The sequence below is a fragment of the Geobacter sp. PheSNFMC genome, assembly GCF_059620965.1.
The window spans coordinates 1-18415 of record NZ_JCAMRN010000074.1; the positions used below are offsets into that span (position 1 = coordinate 1).

General features: G+C 63.9%; 16 protein-coding genes and 1 riboswitch. Of the genes, 14 read left to right on the forward strand and 2 right to left on the reverse strand.

The window, feature by feature from the left end; genetic code table 11:
• Both AC6CDK_RS14930 and AC6CDK_RS14935 read right to left on the reverse strand, forming a co-directional pair.
• The coding region (locus AC6CDK_RS14930; RefSeq protein WP_496639897.1) for an aldehyde ferredoxin oxidoreductase N-terminal domain-containing protein at nt 1–1248 on the reverse strand (1248 nt) is incomplete at its 3' end.
• Nucleotides 1249–1265: 17 nt separating this feature from the next.
• A riboswitch (molybdenum cofactor riboswitch) is annotated at nt 1266–1383 on the reverse strand.
• Between the two features lie 29 nt (nt 1384–1412).
• Entirely contained in the window at nt 1413–2576 is a 1164-nt protein-coding gene (locus tag AC6CDK_RS14935) for an iron-containing alcohol dehydrogenase (protein ID WP_192905471.1), read from the reverse strand.
• A gap of 497 nt (nt 2577–3073) precedes the next feature.
• On the opposite strand from AC6CDK_RS14935, the gene moaA reads away from it, so the two are divergent.
• The 14 genes from moaA to AC6CDK_RS15005 form a co-directional block, all read left to right on the forward strand.
• Nucleotides 3074–4054: a GTP 3',8-cyclase MoaA gene (moaA, locus tag AC6CDK_RS14940; RefSeq protein WP_192905472.1), complete on the forward strand. Its 981-nt coding sequence runs from the start codon at nt 3074–3076 to the stop codon at nt 4052–4054.
• A gap of 11 nt (nt 4055–4065) precedes the next feature.
• The gene (locus AC6CDK_RS14945) at nt 4066–4521 is read left to right on the forward strand and encodes an MOSC domain-containing protein (protein WP_192905473.1); all 456 of its coding nucleotides are present in this window, start codon (nt 4066–4068) and stop codon (nt 4519–4521) included.
• Nucleotides 4522–4531: 10 nt separating this feature from the next.
• Nucleotides 4532–4759: a ribbon-helix-helix protein, CopG family gene (locus AC6CDK_RS14950; RefSeq protein ID WP_192905474.1), complete on the forward strand. Its 228-nt coding sequence runs from the start codon at nt 4532–4534 to the stop codon at nt 4757–4759.
• A 22-nt stretch (nt 4760–4781) separates the two neighbouring features.
• Nucleotides 4782–5600, forward strand: coding sequence for an electron transfer flavoprotein subunit beta/FixA family protein (locus tag AC6CDK_RS14955; protein WP_192905475.1), 819 nt, complete (start codon nt 4782–4784; stop codon nt 5598–5600).
• Between the two features lie 19 nt (nt 5601–5619).
• Nucleotides 5620–6936, forward strand: a complete 1317-nt coding sequence (locus AC6CDK_RS14960; protein WP_192905476.1) for an electron transfer flavoprotein subunit alpha — start codon at nt 5620–5622, stop codon at nt 6934–6936.
• 10 nt (nt 6937–6946) lie between these two features.
• Nucleotides 6947–8923, forward strand: a complete 1977-nt coding sequence (locus AC6CDK_RS14965; RefSeq protein ID WP_192905477.1) for a (Fe-S)-binding protein — start codon at nt 6947–6949, stop codon at nt 8921–8923.
• A gap of 41 nt (nt 8924–8964) precedes the next feature.
• Complete coding sequence (locus AC6CDK_RS14970) at nt 8965–10305, forward strand: radical SAM/SPASM family putative metalloenzyme maturase (RefSeq protein ID WP_192905478.1); 1341 nt, start codon at nt 8965–8967, stop codon at nt 10303–10305.
• A gap of 366 nt (nt 10306–10671) precedes the next feature.
• Complete coding sequence (locus tag AC6CDK_RS14975; RefSeq protein WP_192905479.1) at nt 10672–11526, forward strand: sulfide/dihydroorotate dehydrogenase-like FAD/NAD-binding protein; 855 nt, start codon at nt 10672–10674, stop codon at nt 11524–11526.
• Complete coding sequence (gltA, locus tag AC6CDK_RS14980; RefSeq protein ID WP_192905480.1) at nt 11519–12925, forward strand: NADPH-dependent glutamate synthase; 1407 nt, start codon at nt 11519–11521, stop codon at nt 12923–12925. Before AC6CDK_RS14975 ends, gltA begins: the two co-directional genes overlap by 8 nt.
• Before the next feature lie 157 nt (nt 12926–13082).
• Nucleotides 13083–13292, forward strand: coding sequence for a hypothetical protein (locus tag AC6CDK_RS14985; RefSeq protein ID WP_192905481.1), 210 nt, complete (start codon nt 13083–13085; stop codon nt 13290–13292).
• Between the two features lie 343 nt (nt 13293–13635).
• Nucleotides 13636–14784: an iron-containing alcohol dehydrogenase gene (locus AC6CDK_RS14990; RefSeq protein WP_192905482.1), complete on the forward strand. Its 1149-nt coding sequence runs from the start codon at nt 13636–13638 to the stop codon at nt 14782–14784.
• Between the two features lie 12 nt (nt 14785–14796).
• Entirely contained in the window at nt 14797–16452 is a 1656-nt protein-coding gene (locus AC6CDK_RS14995) for a GAF domain-containing sensor histidine kinase (RefSeq protein WP_192905483.1), read from the forward strand.
• 135 nt (nt 16453–16587) lie between these two features.
• On the forward strand, nt 16588–18117 hold the full coding sequence (locus AC6CDK_RS15000; protein WP_192905484.1) for a sigma-54-dependent transcriptional regulator: 1530 nt from the start codon (nt 16588–16590) through the stop codon (nt 18115–18117).
• A gap of 121 nt (nt 18118–18238) precedes the next feature.
• Nucleotides 18239–18415 (forward strand): helix-turn-helix domain-containing protein (locus tag AC6CDK_RS15005; RefSeq protein WP_496639898.1); only part of this gene is annotated, 177 nt, incomplete at its 3' end.

The window sequence follows — 18415 nt, forward strand, 5'->3', positions numbered from 1 at the left end:
CCCCTGGTTCTTCACCACCGGAACGCGGGTGATGCCATAGGCCTTGCCGACTGAGGCCGCGCCACCGCCGAGGATCCGCCCCAGGGGGCTTCCCTTGCCGATTTCGTCCTTCAGCAGGCGGATGATCCCCTTGCCGTCGCCGAAGGGGAGGATGCCGGCCTCCATGGCCACGCCGAACATAACGGCGGTCTCGATGGAGTCGATGCCGATGTCGTCCATGAGATTGTCGGCAACGGCGATGTCGTCCAGGTTGTCGATGCAGCAGTCGGCGCCGAGCCCCCAGATGGTTTCGTACTCGAAGCCGGAAGTGACGTACTTGCCTTCCTTGTCGTGGTAGACCTGGGAGCACTGGATGATGCAGCCGGCGTGGCAGCCGTGCTTATGCTTGCCGCCGCGGCCCACGATGGTGTCGTGCATGGTTTCGCCCGAGATCTTGTCGTGCCCCTCGAACTGGCCGATGGTGAAGTTGCGGGTCGGCAGGCCGCCCGCCTCGTTGAGGATGTTGACCAGCACGTTGGTGCCGTAGGTTGGGAGCCCCTCGCCGCTTACCGGGTGGTCCAGGAGGGCCTTGGCGAAGGCGCGGGCCGCGGCCTTGAACTTCTCCGGGTCGGCAATCGGCACCTTGGGGGCTCCTTCGTCGTTGACGGAGATAAACTTGATTCTCTTGGAGCCCATGACGGCGCCGAGGCCGCCGCGGCCGTGGCTGCGGATCTTGCTGTCCGGGTCCTTGACGGAAATGTTGGCCGCGGTCATCTTCAGTTCGCCGGCCGGACCAATGGTGAGGACGCCGGTTTTCTTCCCGAGCCGGGATTCAACGGCTTCGATCACGGCGAAATTCCCTTTGCCGATCAACTCGGTTTCTTCCCGGATTGCGACCCCGTCCGTGGATACATGGAGGCTGTACCAGGCATCGGCCGTGGGAGCCCCTTCGATGATGAGCGCCTTTATGCCGAGCCGGGCCAGCATCTGGGCCGAGGTGCCGCCGGCGTTGCTCTCCTTGATGGTCCCGGTCAGGGGGCTCTTGGCCCCGGCGGAGAGACGGCCCGAGTTTGCGGCCGGGGTGCCGCTCAGGAGTCCCGGGGCAAAAACCAGCTTGTTGCTCGGTCCCAGGGGGTGGCAGGTGGGGGGGACCTCGGCGGCAACGATCGCCGATGTCAGTCCGCGGCCGCCGAGCCCCGCCCATTCGGCGGGAACCGCTTCGATCCTGGTACTCAGATCGGCCATGTTTACGCGAAGAATCTTATCCATGAGCTGTTACTCCCTTTCATGTGTTGGTGTGCTCTCCTTTCCGAAAGGGAGGCGCCGCCGTTTCCGGGGGCACCCGGTGGCCTTTTGCCATGAGGCGTACCTTGTAGGCTGCCAGGCTCGGAGAGTATGGCAGCCCCCTTCGAAGGGAAGGGGGCGCGTCGCTGTTACATTGCCGCCTTGTAGATGCCGATTACGCAGTCAAGGGTAGCGATGCGGGGGTTGGTCAGCATGCATGCGTCTTTCATGGCGTTTTCGGCCATGATGCGAAGGTCGGTTTCCTTCACGTTAAGGGCCGTGAGTCCCGCCGGGATGCCGATGTCAGCGGAGAGCTCGCGGATGGCGGCGATGCCCTTGGCGGCGGCAGCCACGTCGGAGAGTCCGTCGATGGTCTCGCCCATGGCAACGGCGATATCGGCGAAGCGCTTCGGGTTGGATATCATGTTGAATTCACAGACCGCCGGCAGCAGGATGGCGTTGCAGACCCCGTGGGGGAGGTTGTAGAAGCCGCCGAGCTGGTGGGCCATGGCGTGGACGTAGCCGAGGCTCGCGTTGTTGAACGCCATGCCGGCCAGGTATTCGGCGTAGGCCATCTTGTCGCGGGCTTCCAGGTTCTTGCCGTTGGCCACCGCGGGGCGGAGCCAGTCGGCGATGAGCCGGATGGCCTGGAGGGCGCAGGCATCGGTGATGGGGGTGGCGATGGTGGAAACGTAGGCCTCAACGGCGTGGGTCAGGGCGTCCATGCCGGTGGCGGCGGTGAGAGGGGCCGGCTTGCCGACCATCAGGACCGGGTCGTTGATGGCGATGTTCGGGGTGCAGCGCCAGTCGACAATGGCCATCTTTACCTTGGTGTCGGTGTTGGTGATGATGCAGAAGCGGGTCATCTCGCTGGCGGTGCCGGCGGTGGTGTTGATGGCCACGAACGGGGGCATGGGCCTGGTGGACTTGTTGACCCCTTCGAAGTCGCGAATGTTGCCGCCATTGCCGATCACGAGACCCACTCCTTTGGCACAGTCGTGGGAGCTGCCGCCGCCGAGGGAGATGATGGAGTCGCACTGGTTGTCCTGATAGACCTTCACGCCGTCATGAACGTTCTTGTCCGTGGGATTGGGCTCGGCGCCGTCGAAGATGACGACCTGCACACCAGCCGCTTCAACCTGCTGCTTGACCTGGTCGGCCATGCCGATGGCCGAGATCCCCTTGTCGGTGACCAGCAGGGCCTTCTTGGCGCCGAGGGCCTTTACCTGGGCGCCGGTCTCCTTGGAGGAGCCGACTCCCATGAGGGTTACCGTGGGGATGAAGAAACCGAACGTTTGATCTGCCAATGCCATGTGTACTTCCTCCTTTTGTTGTGTGCGGTGCTGCCGCCATGGTGATGGGTCTTGCGGAGATTCTCTTCAGCGATTGTGCATACGGATTTGTAGAACGACTGTTTGATGATATGGCAAGTCGCATACCAAGTCATTTCGGTCATGATGGTTGTGGTGGTTTAACGTGCTGATTTTGTTGTAAACATTGACTGAAAAGCTGTAAACGCGGGCAGTATATTGAATACGAATTAATTTAACGTTGTTCTGCAATGGAGCGATGAGGCGTTCCATTCCGGGACGGCTGTAATGTATTGGAACAGTTCGTGGCCCGCCCTGCTCACCCCTGTCCTTCCCGGAGAGGACTCTGTAAAAATCCCCGGAAAACCCCGTCAGTAGTGGCATCGGCGCATGCCGGCCGGCTCCGGTTCGTGCCGTCGGCGTGCCATTGGTACTGAACTTGCCAACGGCTTCGATGACTACCTGGTCGTCATCCCCATCATCACGACGTGGAGCAGATCATGGGCCTCATTGATTCGTTCGGCAGACGCATTACCTATCTCAGGCTTTCCGTTACGGACCGCTGCAATCTCCGCTGCCGCTACTGCATGCCGGCGGGCGGAGTCCCCAAGCTCCGCCACGGCGAGACCCTGAGCTACGAAGATCTGCTGCGGGTGTCCCGCGAAGCGGTTTCCCTCGGAATCGAGAAAATCCGCATCACAGGCGGCGAGCCTCTGGTGCGGAAAGAGCTTGTCGATTTCGCGGGCCGTGTGGCAGCGATTCCCGGGTTGCGGGAACTGGTGCTGACCACCAACGGCCTGCAGCTGACGGAGACGGCTGCCCCCCTGCGGCGGGCCGGGGTCAAGCGGCTCAATATCAGTCTCGATTCGCTCCGCCCCGAAACCTTCTCGTACATTACGCGGGGAGGGGAGCTGCAGAGGGTGCTGGACGGCATCGCCGCTGCGGAGGCTGCCGGGTTTCCTCCCGTGAAGATCAACGTGGTGGTGATGCGGGGTGTCAATGACGAAGAACTCCTGGACTTTGCCGCCCTGACGGTGGACAAGCCCTGGACGGTTCGCTTTATCGAGTACATGCCGACACTGAGGGAGGAAGGGTGGCGTGAACACTGCGTGCCGGGGAGAGAAATCCTCCGGCGGATCGGAGAGCGATTCCCGTTGCTGCCGATGGTGAGCGCCGAGATGGCCGGCCCTGCCCGGAACTTCAGGATCAGCGGCGCTGCCGGCGCCATCGGGATCATCACCCCAGTCTCCGGTCACTTCTGCGACCAGTGCAACCGGATCAGGGTAACCGCGGCGGGCGTTGCGCGAGGCTGCCTCTTCTCCGGTGAGGGGCTCGATCTCAAACCCTTGCTGGCTGCGGACGATCACGATCTCCTGCGCCGGGGGCTCCGGTCGCTCATTGTCGGCAAGCCCGGCCGGCACCACCTGGAGAACGGGGACGTTGGGGACGGCACCGTGGCCATGTCACGGATCGGGGGATAGGGGAGGACGGGATGGACGGACGGATCGTCGCGGTCAGCATCAGCAGAAACAAGGGAGAGCGGAAGACCCCGGTGGATGGAGTGGATCTCAGGGAGGAACACGGCATCGTGGGGGACGCCCACGCCGGTCCCTGGCACCGGCAGGTGAGCCTGCTGGCCCGGGAAAGCATAGACAAGATGAGGTCCCTGGGCCTTGACGTGGATTCTGGCGATTTTGCCGAAAACATCACCACCTCGGGGATCGACCTGCCGGCGCTGCCGGTGGGGAGCCGCCTCAGGGTAGGTGGGGCGGTCCTGGAGGTCACCCAGATCGGCAAGGAGTGCCACACCCGCTGCGCCATCTATCATCAGGCAGGGGACTGCGTCATGCCGAAGGAAGGGATATTCGCCCGGGTGGTGCGGGGAGGGGCGGTTCACGCCGGCGAACCGGTCGAAGTGCTAGCGGGCGACGACATCGGGCTCAGGTAGGGAGGGAACAATGGGGAAATCGGTCTACGTGAACACCAAGCCGACGGTCATTTCCGTTCGGGTTACCGACGAGCAGATGGAGGAGGTCAAGCGACTCATGGAGAAAATGAAGATGAGCGCCTCGGACATCATGCGGGAAGCGTTCTTCCAGTTCGCGGACAAGGTGGAGCGGGCCGGCCGGCTTGATGCCATCCGGGCCGCGGCAATGAAATGCGGCGAGGCCCGCAGGAGGGCATGAGCCGCTTCAGGAGGGAATATCCATGATCACCGTCGCCTGCATAAAACAGGTGCCCGACACGACCCAGGTCCAGATCGACCCGGTGACCAACACCCTGGTGCGCGAAGGAATTCCGTTCATCGTCAATCCCTACGATACCCACGCCCTGGAGGAGGGACTGCGGGTCAAAGACCGCTACGGATTGCGGTCCGTGGCCCTTTCCATGGGGCCGCCCAACGCCGAGGCGGCGCTCCGCAAGGCCCTCTGTCTGGGGGCCGATGACGCCATCCTCTGCTCCGACCGCTGTTTCGGCGGCGCCGACACCCTCTCCACCAGCAACGTGCTGGCCGCGGCCATCGCGAAGATTGCCCAAGAGAGCGGTGAGGAGGTGGGGATCGTCTTCTGCGGGAAGCAGACCATTGACGGTGATACGGCCCAGGTGGGCCCCGGCATCGCCGTACGCCTCGGCTTCACCCAGTTGACGCTGGTGGACCGCATCGAGCAGCTGGATGTCACCGCCCGGCGGATCAGGGTGCGGCGCAAGCTGGAAGGGCGCTACGAGATCGTTGAAGCACCCCTGCCGGTCATGATCACCGTGGTGCGGGAGCTGAACCGCCCCCGCTACCCCAGCGTCCCCATGCGGCTCGCGGCCCGCAAGGCCCAAGTGACGGTCTGGGGCAACGACGTGCTCCGGCTGGACGTGAACAGCGTCGGCCTCAAGGGGTCCCCCACCTGGGTGAGCCGGATTTTTTCCCCGGAGCGGGACAAGGGGGAGATCATCGGCGACGGGATCGGCGACCCGGTGGGAACGGCGCGGCTCTTGATCGAACAGTTGCTGGCCAAGGACATGCTGGCGGTGTAGCGCTTGAACGAGGTATTCCATGACCGAACCGAAGAAACCGAAGAGACCCCGCGGCAAGGCGCGCCTTGTCGAAGGAAAGTGCATCGCCTGCGGCGCCCGGTGCCAGAGCGCCTGCCCGGTGGACGGTATCGAGATGGGCGGTTCAGGGGAGCCGCGCATCGTTGAGGACAAATGCATCGGCTGCGTCAAGTGTGTGAAGGCCTGCCCGGGGAACGCCCTGGAGATCTTCTACACCCCCGCGGAGCTGGCGATCCTCGCCCTCCTGGAGAAGGAGGCCGGTCAGGCCGACGACGGGGTGGACGAGGAGGAGCGGCTCCGGCGCGAGGCCATCGCCGCCTGGCGCGGGGTCTGGGTCTTCGTGGAGCAGACCGAGGGGGAGCCGGCGCGGGTCTCCTGGGAGTTGATGGGGGCAGGGGCCGGGTTGGCAAGGAGCCTCGGCACGGAGCTCTGCGCACTGGTCATCGGCGAAAATGTGGAGCACCTCTGCCACGAGGCCTTCGCCTACGGCGCCACCAGGGCCTATCTGCTGGATCAGCCGGTATTCCGCCACTATCGGACAGAGGCGTACCTGGAGGCCTGCTGTTCCCTCATTGAAACGTACAAGCCGGAGATCGTCCTCATGGGGGCCACCGGCATGGGGCGCGACCTGGCGGGCGCCGTGGCCACCCGGGTGAAGACCGGGCTCACCGCCGACTGCACCGGTCTCGACGTGGATGACCGGCGGAATCTGCGTCAGACCCGCCCTGCCTTTGGCGGCAACATCATGGCCACCATCATGTGCGACCGGTTCCGCCCCCAGATGGCCACGGTCCGCCCCCACGTGATGCAGATGCCCGGTCGGAGGGAGGGGGCCACCGGCGAGGTCGTCCGGGAAACCTGCGCCATCAGGGAAGCCGACATCCTCACCAAGGTCCTGGAGATCATCCGGGACAAGAAGGGGGGAGTCGACATCGCCGGGGCCGAGTTCATCGTCTCCGGCGGCCGGGGTATGATGGCCAAGGAGAACTTCGGCCTGCTCCAGGAGCTGGCCGACGAGCTGGGCGGAGTGGTGGGGGCGTCCCGCAGCGCCGTGGACGCCGGCTGGATGCCCCACGAGCGCCAGGTGGGGCAGACCGGCAAGACCGTCCGGCCGAAGATCTACATCGCCTGCGGCATCTCGGGAGCGATCCAGCACCTGGTGGGGATGCAGGACTCGGACATGGTCATCGCCATCAACCGGGACAAGGAGGCCCCCATCTTCCAGGTGGCCACCTACGGCATCGTGGGGGATCTCTTCCGCGTGGTCCCGGCCCTCACCTCCCAGCTCAGGCAGCTGAAGCAGTCAACCATCCGATAGAGGTCCACGCATGCAGCCCAATGCCGCCATTTTTACGCCGATTCTGATCGCCTCCCTCCTCGTTTTCTGCTGGAGCATGTACCGCCGACTCGGGCTCGTTGCCCTGGGGCGCCCCGACGGGCGCGGTGTGAATCTTCTGCAAGGGCTCCGGGAGATGCTCCTCTACGCCTTCGCCCAGAAGCGGGTCCTGAGCCGCCCCTTTGGCCTGAATCACCTGGTCATTTTCTGGTCATTCATGATCCTCCTGGCGGCCAACATCGAATTCATGCTCGCGGGTGTCTTCCCCTCCCTGAGCCTGGAGCGGCTGCCTGCCGCCGTACATCTCCCCTTCATGGGGCTCTGCGACCTGGCATCCCTGGCGGCTCTCGGTGCGGCGGTCGTGGCCCTCGTGCGTCGGACCCTGGCACCCCCCTATCCGGAGGGGAGGAGCCTGGAGGCCTATGCCATCCTCATCCTCGTCGCCGTACACATGCTCGGCTTTTTCGGGGTGAACGGCGCGGCCATCGCCCTGGACCGCCAGGCCGCGGCCCCGGTCATGCCGGTGTCGTCGGCAATGGCGGCCATGCTCGGCATACTGGAGAGCCGGCAGATCGAGGCGTTCGGTCTCCTTGCCTGGTGGACCCACGCCGTAGCGCTCCTCGCCTTCATCACGGTCCTCATTCCCTACAGCAAGCACCTTCACGTTTTCACCGCCGTTGCCAACTGCTTCGTCCGCCGGCCCGATGGTCCCAGCATCCCGGCCCGGGAGGCCTTTGAGGAGGGGACCGCCTTCGGCACGGGGCAGGCGGACCGCTTCTCCCGTGCGGATCTCCTGGACTCCTTTGCCTGCGCCAAGTGCGGCCGGTGCCAGGAGCTCTGCCCCGCCGCCACCACAGGCAAGCCCCTGAACCCCCGGCGGCTCGTGGAGGCTATCCGCCTGAACCTCCTGGCCAACGGGCCGCTCCTCAAGCGGGGCGGCGCGGCCACGGTGCCGCTCATCGGCGGGGAAGGGGAGGGGCGCGTGGCCGAGGAGGCCATCTGGTCCTGTACCTCCTGCGGCGCCTGCATGGCGGCCTGCCCGGTTCTCATCGAGCACCTGCCCAAGGTGATAGGAATGCGGCGCCACCTGGTGGAGATGGAGGCCCGGTTCCCCGAGGAACTCCTGAACCTCTTCGAGAACATGGAAGGGCGCTCTAATCCGTGGGGAATCGCCCCCACGGAGCGGACCAAGTGGACTTCCCACATGGCGGTGAAGCCCTTCGAAGCCGGCAAGACCGAGTATCTCCTCTACGTGGGATGCGCCGGCTCCTTTGATTCCCGGAGCAGGCAGGTGACCGTAGCCCTCGCCCGGATTCTCGACCGGGCCGGCGTGTCGTGGGGAATCCTGGGGAAGGATGAAACGTGCTGCGGCGACAGCCTCCGGCGGCTCGGCAACGAGTTCGTCTTCGACCGGATGGCCCGGGAGAACGTGGCGCTCTTCCGGGAGCGGGGGGTGACCAGGGTGATTACCCAGTGCCCCCACTGCTTCACCACGCTCAAAAATGACTATCGCCAGTACGGCCTGGAGCTGGAGGTGATCCCCCACGCCGAGTTCATCCTGGGGCTCCTGGCCGACGGAAAGCTCTCCCTGGAGGGGGAGTATGCCGGTCTCGGCACCGTGGTGTTCCACGACTCCTGCTACCTGGGACGGCACAACGGCGTCTACGAGGCGCCCCGTGAGGTGATCCGCCGGGTGACCGGCGAGCCAGCGGAGGAACTGGGCCGCAACCGGGAGAAATCGTTCTGCTGCGGCGCCGGCGGGGGGCGCATGTGGATGGAGGAGCAACTGGGGAGCCGCATCAACCACAGCCGGGTCGACGAGGCGCTCCGGGCGGCGCCCGAAACCATCTGCGTCACCTGCCCCTACTGCATGACCATGCTGGAGGACGGCCTCAAGGACCGCCAGGCCGGTGATACCCGGGTACGGGACATTGCCGAGGTGGTGGCCGAGGGGCTGCGGTTTTCCTGACCGGCTGCTGTCACATCATCTAATCCCGATCTGGAGACCACATGTCAGCAAACTCCCCGGCGATTTACCCTGCGGAGCCCCCCGCCGTCGCTCCCGCGTTCCGTGAGCACCCAACAAAGCTGTTCGTGGAGACCACCAGCCGCTGCAACCTGGGATGCGTCATGTGCATGAAGCAGACCCCCGGCTGCAGCATCACCGAGGGCGACCTGCAGCCGTCGACCTTCGCGGCCCTGGAACCGGCCTTCCCCCGGTTGGAGGCGCTCATCCTCAATGGGGTCGGCGAGCCGCTCCTCAATCCCCGGCTGGAGCAGTTCATCGCCCGGGCCCGCAAATTCATGCCGGCCCACGGCTGGATCGGGTTCCAGAGCAACGGGCTCCTGATGACCACCATCCGGGCGCTTTCACTGGTCAATGCGGGAGTCGACCGGATCTGCCTCTCCATGGACGGCGCCTCCCCCGACACCTTCCGGGCCATCCGCGAGGGGGGTAAGCTGAACGATCTGGAATGGGCCCTCTCGGCCCTCACCTCCGCCCGGGCCGGGTGCGGCAGGCCCGACCTGGAGATCGGCGTGGAGTTCGTCCTCATGCGCGAGAACCTGCGGGAGCTGCCGGCGGCGCTCCGCTGGGCCGCTGCCCGGGGAGTCACCTATGCTCTGGTCTCCCACGTCCTCCCCTATGGCGAGTCCCACACGGACCAGCGCGCCTACGACCTCTGCACCGACGAGGCCCTTTCCCTATTCCACGTCTGGAAGGACAAGGCCGAACTGGCCGGCGTGGAGATCCGCCGCTATTTCGAGCTCCTCTTCCGGTTCGACCGTACTCCCGCGGAGCAGCGAATCGTGAATTTCGTGGAGGCGATCAGGGCCGACGCCCAGAATCGCGGCATCATGCTCGACCTCAGAAGGCTTCTTGCCCTGGATTACGGCAGACTCCAGGATGTGGTCGAGGTCTTCGAGGAGGCGCGGGAGGTGGCGCGGGCGACGGGCCTGGCTCTGAGGCTTCCCGAGGCGGTACCTCGGGAGCGCAAGCGGTGCGATTTCGTGGAGCAGGGTGGCGCCTTCGTGTCTTGGGATGGCTGGGTGCATCCCTGCTACTACCTCTGGCACTCCTGTCGCTCCTACGCCAACGGCTGGCTCCATCCGGTTCGGCCCCGGCGCTTCGGCAGCCTCGCCGAAAAGGGGGTTCTCGATATCTGGAACGGCGCCGAATTCCGCAGCTACCGGGAGAATGTGCTGCGCTACGACCACCCCTACTGCCCCGGCTGCGCTTTCGCCCCCTGCGACTACGTGCAGGCCGATAACTTCGAGCAGGACTGCTACGTGAATGCCGAGCCCTGCGGGAGCTGTCTCTGGAGCGCGGGGATATTCCAGTGTCTGTCGTAAGCGGCACGCGGAGTGAAGTGGAACAGCGGCCGTCAAGGACTCACGAGAAAGCAATTCGTTTACATTTCGATCTGTGTTTTAGTTCTGTGTGGTCACATTTGGCTTCTGATGGTTGTAGAGGGGGCCCGGGACTCTCACTCCGAAAATACCCCAAGCGTCGCCTCCGCCCCCCCGATTCGCTTGAGCAGCTCATGGTGCCGATTTCCTGTCGCACCGGCACCCTGTTTTTTGGCGGGACTTTTTCTCCGGGAGAATCCCCGGCCCCCTCGGGCGACCCTCGGTGGAACTGAGGCAAAGAGAATCAAGACGTTCAATCTAGCTGCGGCGGCTCCGCCGCCCCTATCCCACGGTTGAAAGGTTTCATCCATGTACGAAATCCTCGAAAACGAAATCCTGGCGCCGAACCTCCACCGGCTGACGGTGAAGGCGCCCCGCGTGGCCGGCGCCCGCAAGCCCGGGCAGTTCGTCATCGTCCGGGCCGACCGGGGGGACGAGCGTATCCCCCTCACCATCGGCGACGCCGACCCGGCCGCCGGGACCGTCACCCTCTTCATTCAGGCCATCGGCGCCTCTACCCGCAAGATCGTCGACATCCCCGTGGGCGGGGCACTCCGGGACGTGGCCGGTCCCCTGGGGCAGGCGACCCATATCGAGAACTGGGGCCGGGTTGCCTGTGTCGGCGGCGGGGTCGGCACGGCGGTCCTCTTCCCCCTGGCCCGGGCCCTGGCCGAGGCGGGGAACCAGGTGACCACGGTTATCGGCGGCCGCTCCGAGCAGTACATCATCCTGGCCGACGAGCTGGCGGCCTTTTCCGCCGAGGTGCTCATCACCACCGAGGATGGGAGCAGCGGCCGCAAGGGGTTCGTCACCCATGCGCTGGCTGACCTCATCGCCGACCCGGCCAAGGCGCCCAAGGTGGTGCTGGCTGTCGGGCCGGTGCCGATGATGCGGGCGGTGGCGGAGTTGACCCGTCCCCACGGCATCGAGACCGTGGTGAGCCTTAATCCCATCATGATCGACGGCACCGGCATGTGCGGCGGCTGCCGCGTGGTGGTGGGGGGAGAGTCGAAGTTCGCCTGCGTTGACGGGCCTGAGTTCGACGGCCACCTGGTGGATTTCGACGGTCTCAGCGACCGGCTCACCACCTACCGCAGCTTCGAGGAGCGGGCCCGCCATGCCGCCACCGAGTGCCGGCTCACGAAGGAGGTGGCCAATGGCTAACGATCTCAGCATGAAGGAGCGGCTCGCTCTCGGCCGGGTCCACATGCCCGAGCTGGACGCCACAATCCGGAGCCGCAACTTTGAGGAGGTGAACCGGGGGCTCGGGATGGAGGACGCGGTTCAGGAGGCGAAGCGCTGCATCCAGTGCAAGCACCGCCCCTGTGTGGAAGGGTGCCCCGTGGGGGTCTCCATCCCCGAGTTCCTGGACGCCCTGGCGACGGAGGATCTCCCCGAGTCGGCCCGTATCCTCCAGGGTGACAACGCCCTGCCGGCGGTTTGCGGGCGGGTCTGCCCCCAGGAGACCCAGTGCGAGGCCAAGTGCGTCCGCGGGGTGAAGGGGGAGCCGGTGGCAATCGGCTACCTGGAGCGCTTCGTGGCCGACTGGGCCATGGCCAACCGGGAGAAGCTGGCGAAGGTCGAGCTTCCGCCAGCCACCGGCAAACGGGTGGCAGTGGTCGGCTGCGGCCCGGCCGGGCTCACCGCCGCCGGCGAACTGGCCCGGGCAGGGCACGGGGTAACCATCTTCGAGGCGCTCCACGACACCGGCGGGGTGCTCCGCTACGGCATCCCCGAGTTTCGCCTCCCCAAGGAGATCATCGACGTGGAGGTCTCCCGCCTCGTCGAAATGGGAGTGGAGATCGAGTGCAACGTCATCGTCGGCAAGACCCTCACCCTGGGGCAGCTCAGGGAGGAGTTCGACGCGGTCTTCATCGCCAACGGCGCCGGGCTCCCCACCATGCTCAATATCCCGGGGGAGAACCTCAAAGGGGTCTACTCGGCAAACGAGTTCCTGACCCGGGTGAACCTCATGGAGGCGGGTAGAAATCCCGATGCACCAACGCCGATCATCGCCGGGCGCCAGGTGGCGGTCATCGGCGGCGGCAACACCGCCATGGACTGCGTCCGCACCGCCCGTCGCCTCGGCGCCGAGCGGGCCATGATCGTCTACCGCCGCGGCGAGGCCGAGATGCCGGCCCGGGTGGAGGAGATCAAGCACGCCAAGGAGGAGGGGGTCGAGTTCGTCATGCTCACCGCGCCCCTGGAGATCGTCGGCACCGAGGACGGCTGGGTCGCGGCGCTCCGCTGCCGGCGGATGGAGCTGGGGCCGCCCGACGACTCCGGGCGCCGCAAGCCGGTGCCGGTCGAAGGCTCCGACTTCGACCTCCCCGCCGAAGTGGTGGTGAACGCCGTCGGCACCCGGGCCAATCCGCTCCTCACCGCCACCGCCCCGGACCTGGACCTGAACCGGTGGGGAAACATCGTGGCGGACGAGAACGGTGCCACCAGCATCCCCGGCGTCTTTGCGGGGGGCGATATGGTGCGGGGCGGGGCCACCGTCATCCTCGCCATGGGTGACGGCAAGCGGGCCGCCGCGGCCATTGGTGCGCATCTGGCCTGACGCGGTTTCTCTACGCGCAAAAAGCCGCTCCACTCTGTTTCGGACAGGGGGAGCGGCTTTTTTAATTGAATTAATACCCGACAGGGAGTGATGAATGTTTTTTCTCTCGGCAGTTGTGGTGTACACTTGAATGCCGGACGACAAAGGGAGGCCCCCCATGCTGTTGGAGCAACTGGTTGAACAGGCCGCGCAGCCTCCGAAGTACGACTGGGATGCCTACTACCGCTGGCTGTTCAGCACCCTTGCCGGCCGGGAGGTATCCCGTTTCGATTTCTGGCAGTGCCCCCACTGTCTCACCATCAACTTTTTCCTCCCGGCCCAGCGGTACGGAAAGTGCCGCGGGTGCGACCTGATTCACCTTCCCTAGTTTTCCCTCATCGGGCAGTCGTTTGTGCAAACCACAAACCTTGGCACAGTCACCCAGCCGTTCCGTCAGCATTAGCCGCTGCGGCCGGTAGGTGCATCTGCATCTCTGTCCCCCTTAAAACAAACTTTGTGCCATTTTGGAGCATAGTGCGCTAAAATGGAACGATAGCCTTTGTTTCGAAATGGAACAGCGGCAACGGGCCACTATGGCGCAATATGACGTAAACGGCAGGTTTATGTCTTTTGCACGGGAATTGCAGGCGTATACACCTGTATACGGTGTCATTCTCGCCGGTCGGTGGCGTGAGACGGCGGAAAACTGGCCGGTTCCAAAAGGAGACAGTGTGAATATCAGCAAGTTTGTGGCGCCGGAGATCATCTTCGGCCGGGGCTCCCTGAGCCAGATCGGCGAGAGCGCCGCCCGCATCGGCGCCTCCAAGGTGTTCCTGGTCAGCGATGAGGATGTGATCAATGCCGGATGGGTGGAGCAGGCGCTGCACTACCTCCACGCCGTCGGCCTGGAAACGGAAATCTACTCGTCCCTCACCTCCAATCCCAAGGATTTCGAGGTTACGCAGGGAGCACAACGGTACTTGGCCTCGGGGTGCGACGCCATTGTTGCCGTTGGCGGTGGCAGCCCCACCGACGTGGCCAAGGCAGTGGCCATCCTTGCCAGCAACGGCGGCCAGTTGCGTGATTATGAGGGAATCAACAAGATTTCCCGGCCGCTCCCCCCCATGGTGATCGTCCCGTCCACCGCGGGCGCCGGTTCCGAGGTGAGCCAGTTCGCCATCATCGTCGACACGGAGCGGAAGCTGAAGATGTCCATCATCTCCAAGTCCCTGGTGCCTGACATCGCCATCGTCGACCCGGAGCTCCTCAGGACCAAGGACGCCAAGCTGGCCGCCGCCACGGGCATGGATGCCCTTACCCACGGCATCGAGTCCTACGTCTCACTGGCGGCGACCCCCCTCACCGACATCCACGCCTGCAAAGCGATCCAGCTCATTGCGGCCAACCTGCGGCGAGCGGTGGCCGACCGCCAGGACATGGAGGCGAACACCAATATGGCCATGGCGAGCCTCACCGCCGGCATCGCCTTCTCCAACGCCATCCTCGGCGCCACCCACGCCATGACCCACCAGGTGGACGGCCTCCTGGACGAGCATCACGGCGAGGCCAACGCCTCGATCCTGCCGCATGTCATGGAGTTCAACCTCACGGCCTGCCCCGAGCGCTTCAAGCATATCGCCTGGTCCCTGGGGAAGGACGTGCGCAACACCAGTGCCGAGGCGGGGGCACGGCTGGCCATCGAGGGGATCCGCGAGCTGATCGCCGATATCGGCCTCGCCAAGGGGCTCGGCGCCATGGGGCTGCGGGAGGAGTTCATCCCGCTTTTGAGCCGCAACGCCCTGAACGATGCCTGTCTGGTGACCAATCCGCGCAACGCCACGGTTGAAGACATCGAAATAATATTTCGCAAGGCGATGTAACCGGGGAGAGCCATGGACAACAGGGAAAAGCTGCTGGAGCAGTTGACCGGGGTCGACTCCTCCAAGCTCAACTACTATATCGAGCTGAAAAAACGGAACCAGGAGATCCTCAAGCAGAACAGCCGCCTGGAGATCCTTCAGCAGCTCATCCGGGACATCAACATCGACATGTCCATTGAGGATATCCTGGAACGGGCTTTCACCAAGTTTCCCCAGACCCTTCCCTGTGATTTTCTCGGCCTGGTGACGCTTCGCAACGGCGCGTTGCGGCTCAAGGCCCTGATGCCGAAGGATTTCTGCCGGATTGACAACTTTCCCGCCCATTCCCCCACGTTGAATGTCATCCGGGACAAAAAGGCCGGCATCTTCAACCAGACAGCCGAAGAGCTGAGCCATGTCCAGATCAATCCCCGCTATCCGGGGCCGCTCCGGGCACTGGCGGTTGCCCCCATGTTCAAGCGGGACGAGGTGATCGGCGCCCTCATCGTCGCCAGCATTGTCGACGGGGCCTACAATGAGTCGGATCTGAGCTTTGTGCAGCATCTGGCCGACCAGTTGTCCATCAGCATCCAGAACGCCCGTCTCTACAAACAGGTTTCCCGGGCCAAGAAGGAGTGGGAAGAGACCTTCCTGGCGGTCACCGACCCGATTTTCCTGATCGACACCGATTACAACGTGCTGCTCCACAACAACCGGCTTCCGCCGGCCATGAGCGGGTTCTGGAACCAGGCGGTGAGCAACAAGTGTTTTGCCAGGCTCCACGGCCGGACCCATCCCTGCGATAACTGCCCCATCAAGGAGGTCCAGCGGACCCTGAAGCCGGTTTTCCAGCGCTGGCAGACCGACACGGGGCTGATTCTCGACCTTTCCTACTACCCGGTGCTCAACGAAGAGAAGCAGCTCTCGGCGGTGACGATCATCATCAAGGATGTCACCGACAAGACCAAGATGGAGGCTCAGCTGGTGCAGACGGCGAAGCTGGCGGCACTGGGGGAGATGGCGGCCGGGGTCGCCCACGAGCTGAACAGCCCCATGACGGTCATCATCGGCACGGCCCAGCTGCTGGCCAGGGATCTCCAGCAGGATGGCCAGTACGACAGGGCAGAGGTGCTGGAAGACATTGTCAATTCCGGCATTCGCTGCAAACGGATCATCCAGAACCTGCTGACCTTTTCGCGGCAGAACCAGCCGCCGGTGATGGATATCGACCTCAATGCCGAGGTTGAGCGGGTGCTCAGCATGATCCAGTACCAGATAAACCGGAGCCAGATCAGGATCGTCGAACAGCTGGCCCCCTTTCTCCCCCGGCTCACCGCCAACGGTCCCCAGATCCAGCAAGTATTGACCAACTTCCTGATCAACGCCCGGGATGCCCTGGGTGATGTGGAGCGCAGGGAAAAAGTCATCACGGTGGCAACTTCGCTGCTGGTCAAGCATGGAAAGAGGTGGGCAGTTCTCAGCGTGAAGGACAATGGCACCGGCATCGCGCCGGAGAACCTGTCCAAGATCTTCACCCCGTTTTACACGAGCAAGGAAGCGACCAAGGGGACCGGGCTCGGCCTTTCGGTAAGCCTGGGTATTGCCGAGTCCCATAACGGAACCATTGAGGTGGAGAGCAAGCAGGGGGAGGGGAGCACGTTCTCGCTGCTCCTTCCCGTCGAGCAGTAAGAATTTTATTCATATTTTTTGGCATTAATGGACCCCCTCAGTCCCCCCCCCCTGCAAGGTAGGGGAGAAGTGAGCAACGCGAGCAGGGGGTGAGCAGCCGCATCATGCTCAAAAAACCCATGGCGGAGTGTTATCATGTCACAGATACAGGTATTGATTATCGACGATGAGGCGGATGTCTGCACTTTTTTCCGCCGCCTGCTGGCGCGAAAAGGGTACGGGGTCGTCACCGCATCGAACGAGCCGGACGCCCTGCGGGCCATCGGAGAAAACAGTTTCAACGTGGCCATGGTGGACCTTAAGCTGCCGGATACCGACGGTCTGACCCTTCTGAAGGCGATCAAGGCCCGGCAGCCTTCCTGCGAAGTCATCATCATGACCGGTTACAGCACCATCAAGACGGCCGTCACGGCGATGCAGCTCGGGGCATACGAGTACCTGGAAAAGCCCTTCGAAGACATCGATGAGATAGAGGCTCTGGTTGAAAAGGCCGCCAGCCACGGCCTCAACCTCCAGCAGGGAAGCGCCGACGCGGAGGAGTGGGCCGGCGTGGCCCGGGCAGTCGGTTTCCGGGTGGGCGCCTCGCCGGCCATGAGGCGGCTCGTGTCCGTGGCCCACAAGATTGCCGCCAAGAATGTGACCGTCCTGATCCAGGGGAATACCGGCACCGGTAAGGAAGTTCTGGCCCGCTTCATCCACGCCGCCTCCGGGCGGGCCGACCAGGCGTTCATCCCGGTAAACTGCGGCGCCCTGCCGGAAAACCTTCTGGAGAGTGAGTTGTTCGGTCACGAGAAGGGGGCCTTCACCGGCGCCAACCAGCCCCGCCGCGGCATTTTCGAGTTGGCCAACCACGGGACGCTGTTTCTCGACGAGATCGGTGACGCCAGTCCGCAGATCCAGGTAAAGCTGCTGCGGGTGCTGGAGACCGGCGAATTCATGCGCGTCGGTGGTGAAAAGCCGATCAAGACCGACGTGCGGGTCATCGCTGCGACCAATGTCGATCTGGAGCAGGCCATTCGTGAGAAAACGTTCCGCGAGGACCTGTACTACCGGCTCAACGTGGTACGGCTCGAAATTCCACCGCTGCGCTCCCGCCTTGAAGACATCCCCCAACTTGCGGAGCACTTTGTCCGGCAGCTCAATCCCGATTTCCGGATTTCACCCGAGGCGTTGCGCCTCCTGCAGGGGTACGGCTGGCCGGGCAACATACGCCAGCTTGCCAACGTTATGCGGCGTGCCGTGGTTATGTGCAGCGGCGACACCATAATGCCTGACCACTTGGGGAGCACGCTGGTGAACGGAGCCGATGCAGCCGACAGCATATCGCCGCCGGTCGTCGGAGACGAACCGTCGGCCGGTGTCCTTTCCCAGGAGCATCTCCCTGGGCGCACGCTCTCTATCCCCGATGTGCGGACGATGAATCCTGATGAGTTGAAGACCATGCTCGATTCACTGCACGCCCTGGAAACCAGGCTGATCTCGGCCATGCGGGAGAGGGGGATGGTCCCTCCCGCCCCCCCATGTCTCAAGGATACTGAAGAGGAAACCATCCGGCGGGCGCTGGAGCAGTACCGGTGGAACATAACGGAGACGGCGAAAGTCCTCGGTATCGGCAGGAACACCCTCTACAGAAAAATCAAACAGTTCGATCTGACCGGCTCCTGAGCGGCTTCCGCCGCGCTTGTCACGCTCTCTAGCGACAAAGGGTTTGGAAAAAATGCTGGACATCCAAACCCGTTTTTTATATTTTGGAATGAACGTTCATTCCGATTAGAGAGAGGTACGTATGACCAAGCCGGAAAGACGGGACGAGATTGTCCGGGCGGCCCTTGAGCTTATCGCAGAGCACGGCTTTCACGGTGCTCCCATGGCGCTCATCGCAGAGCGTGCAGGGGTGGGGGCCGGCACGATCTACCGGTATTTCGAGAACAAGGACGTGCTGATTAATGAACTGTATCGGGGG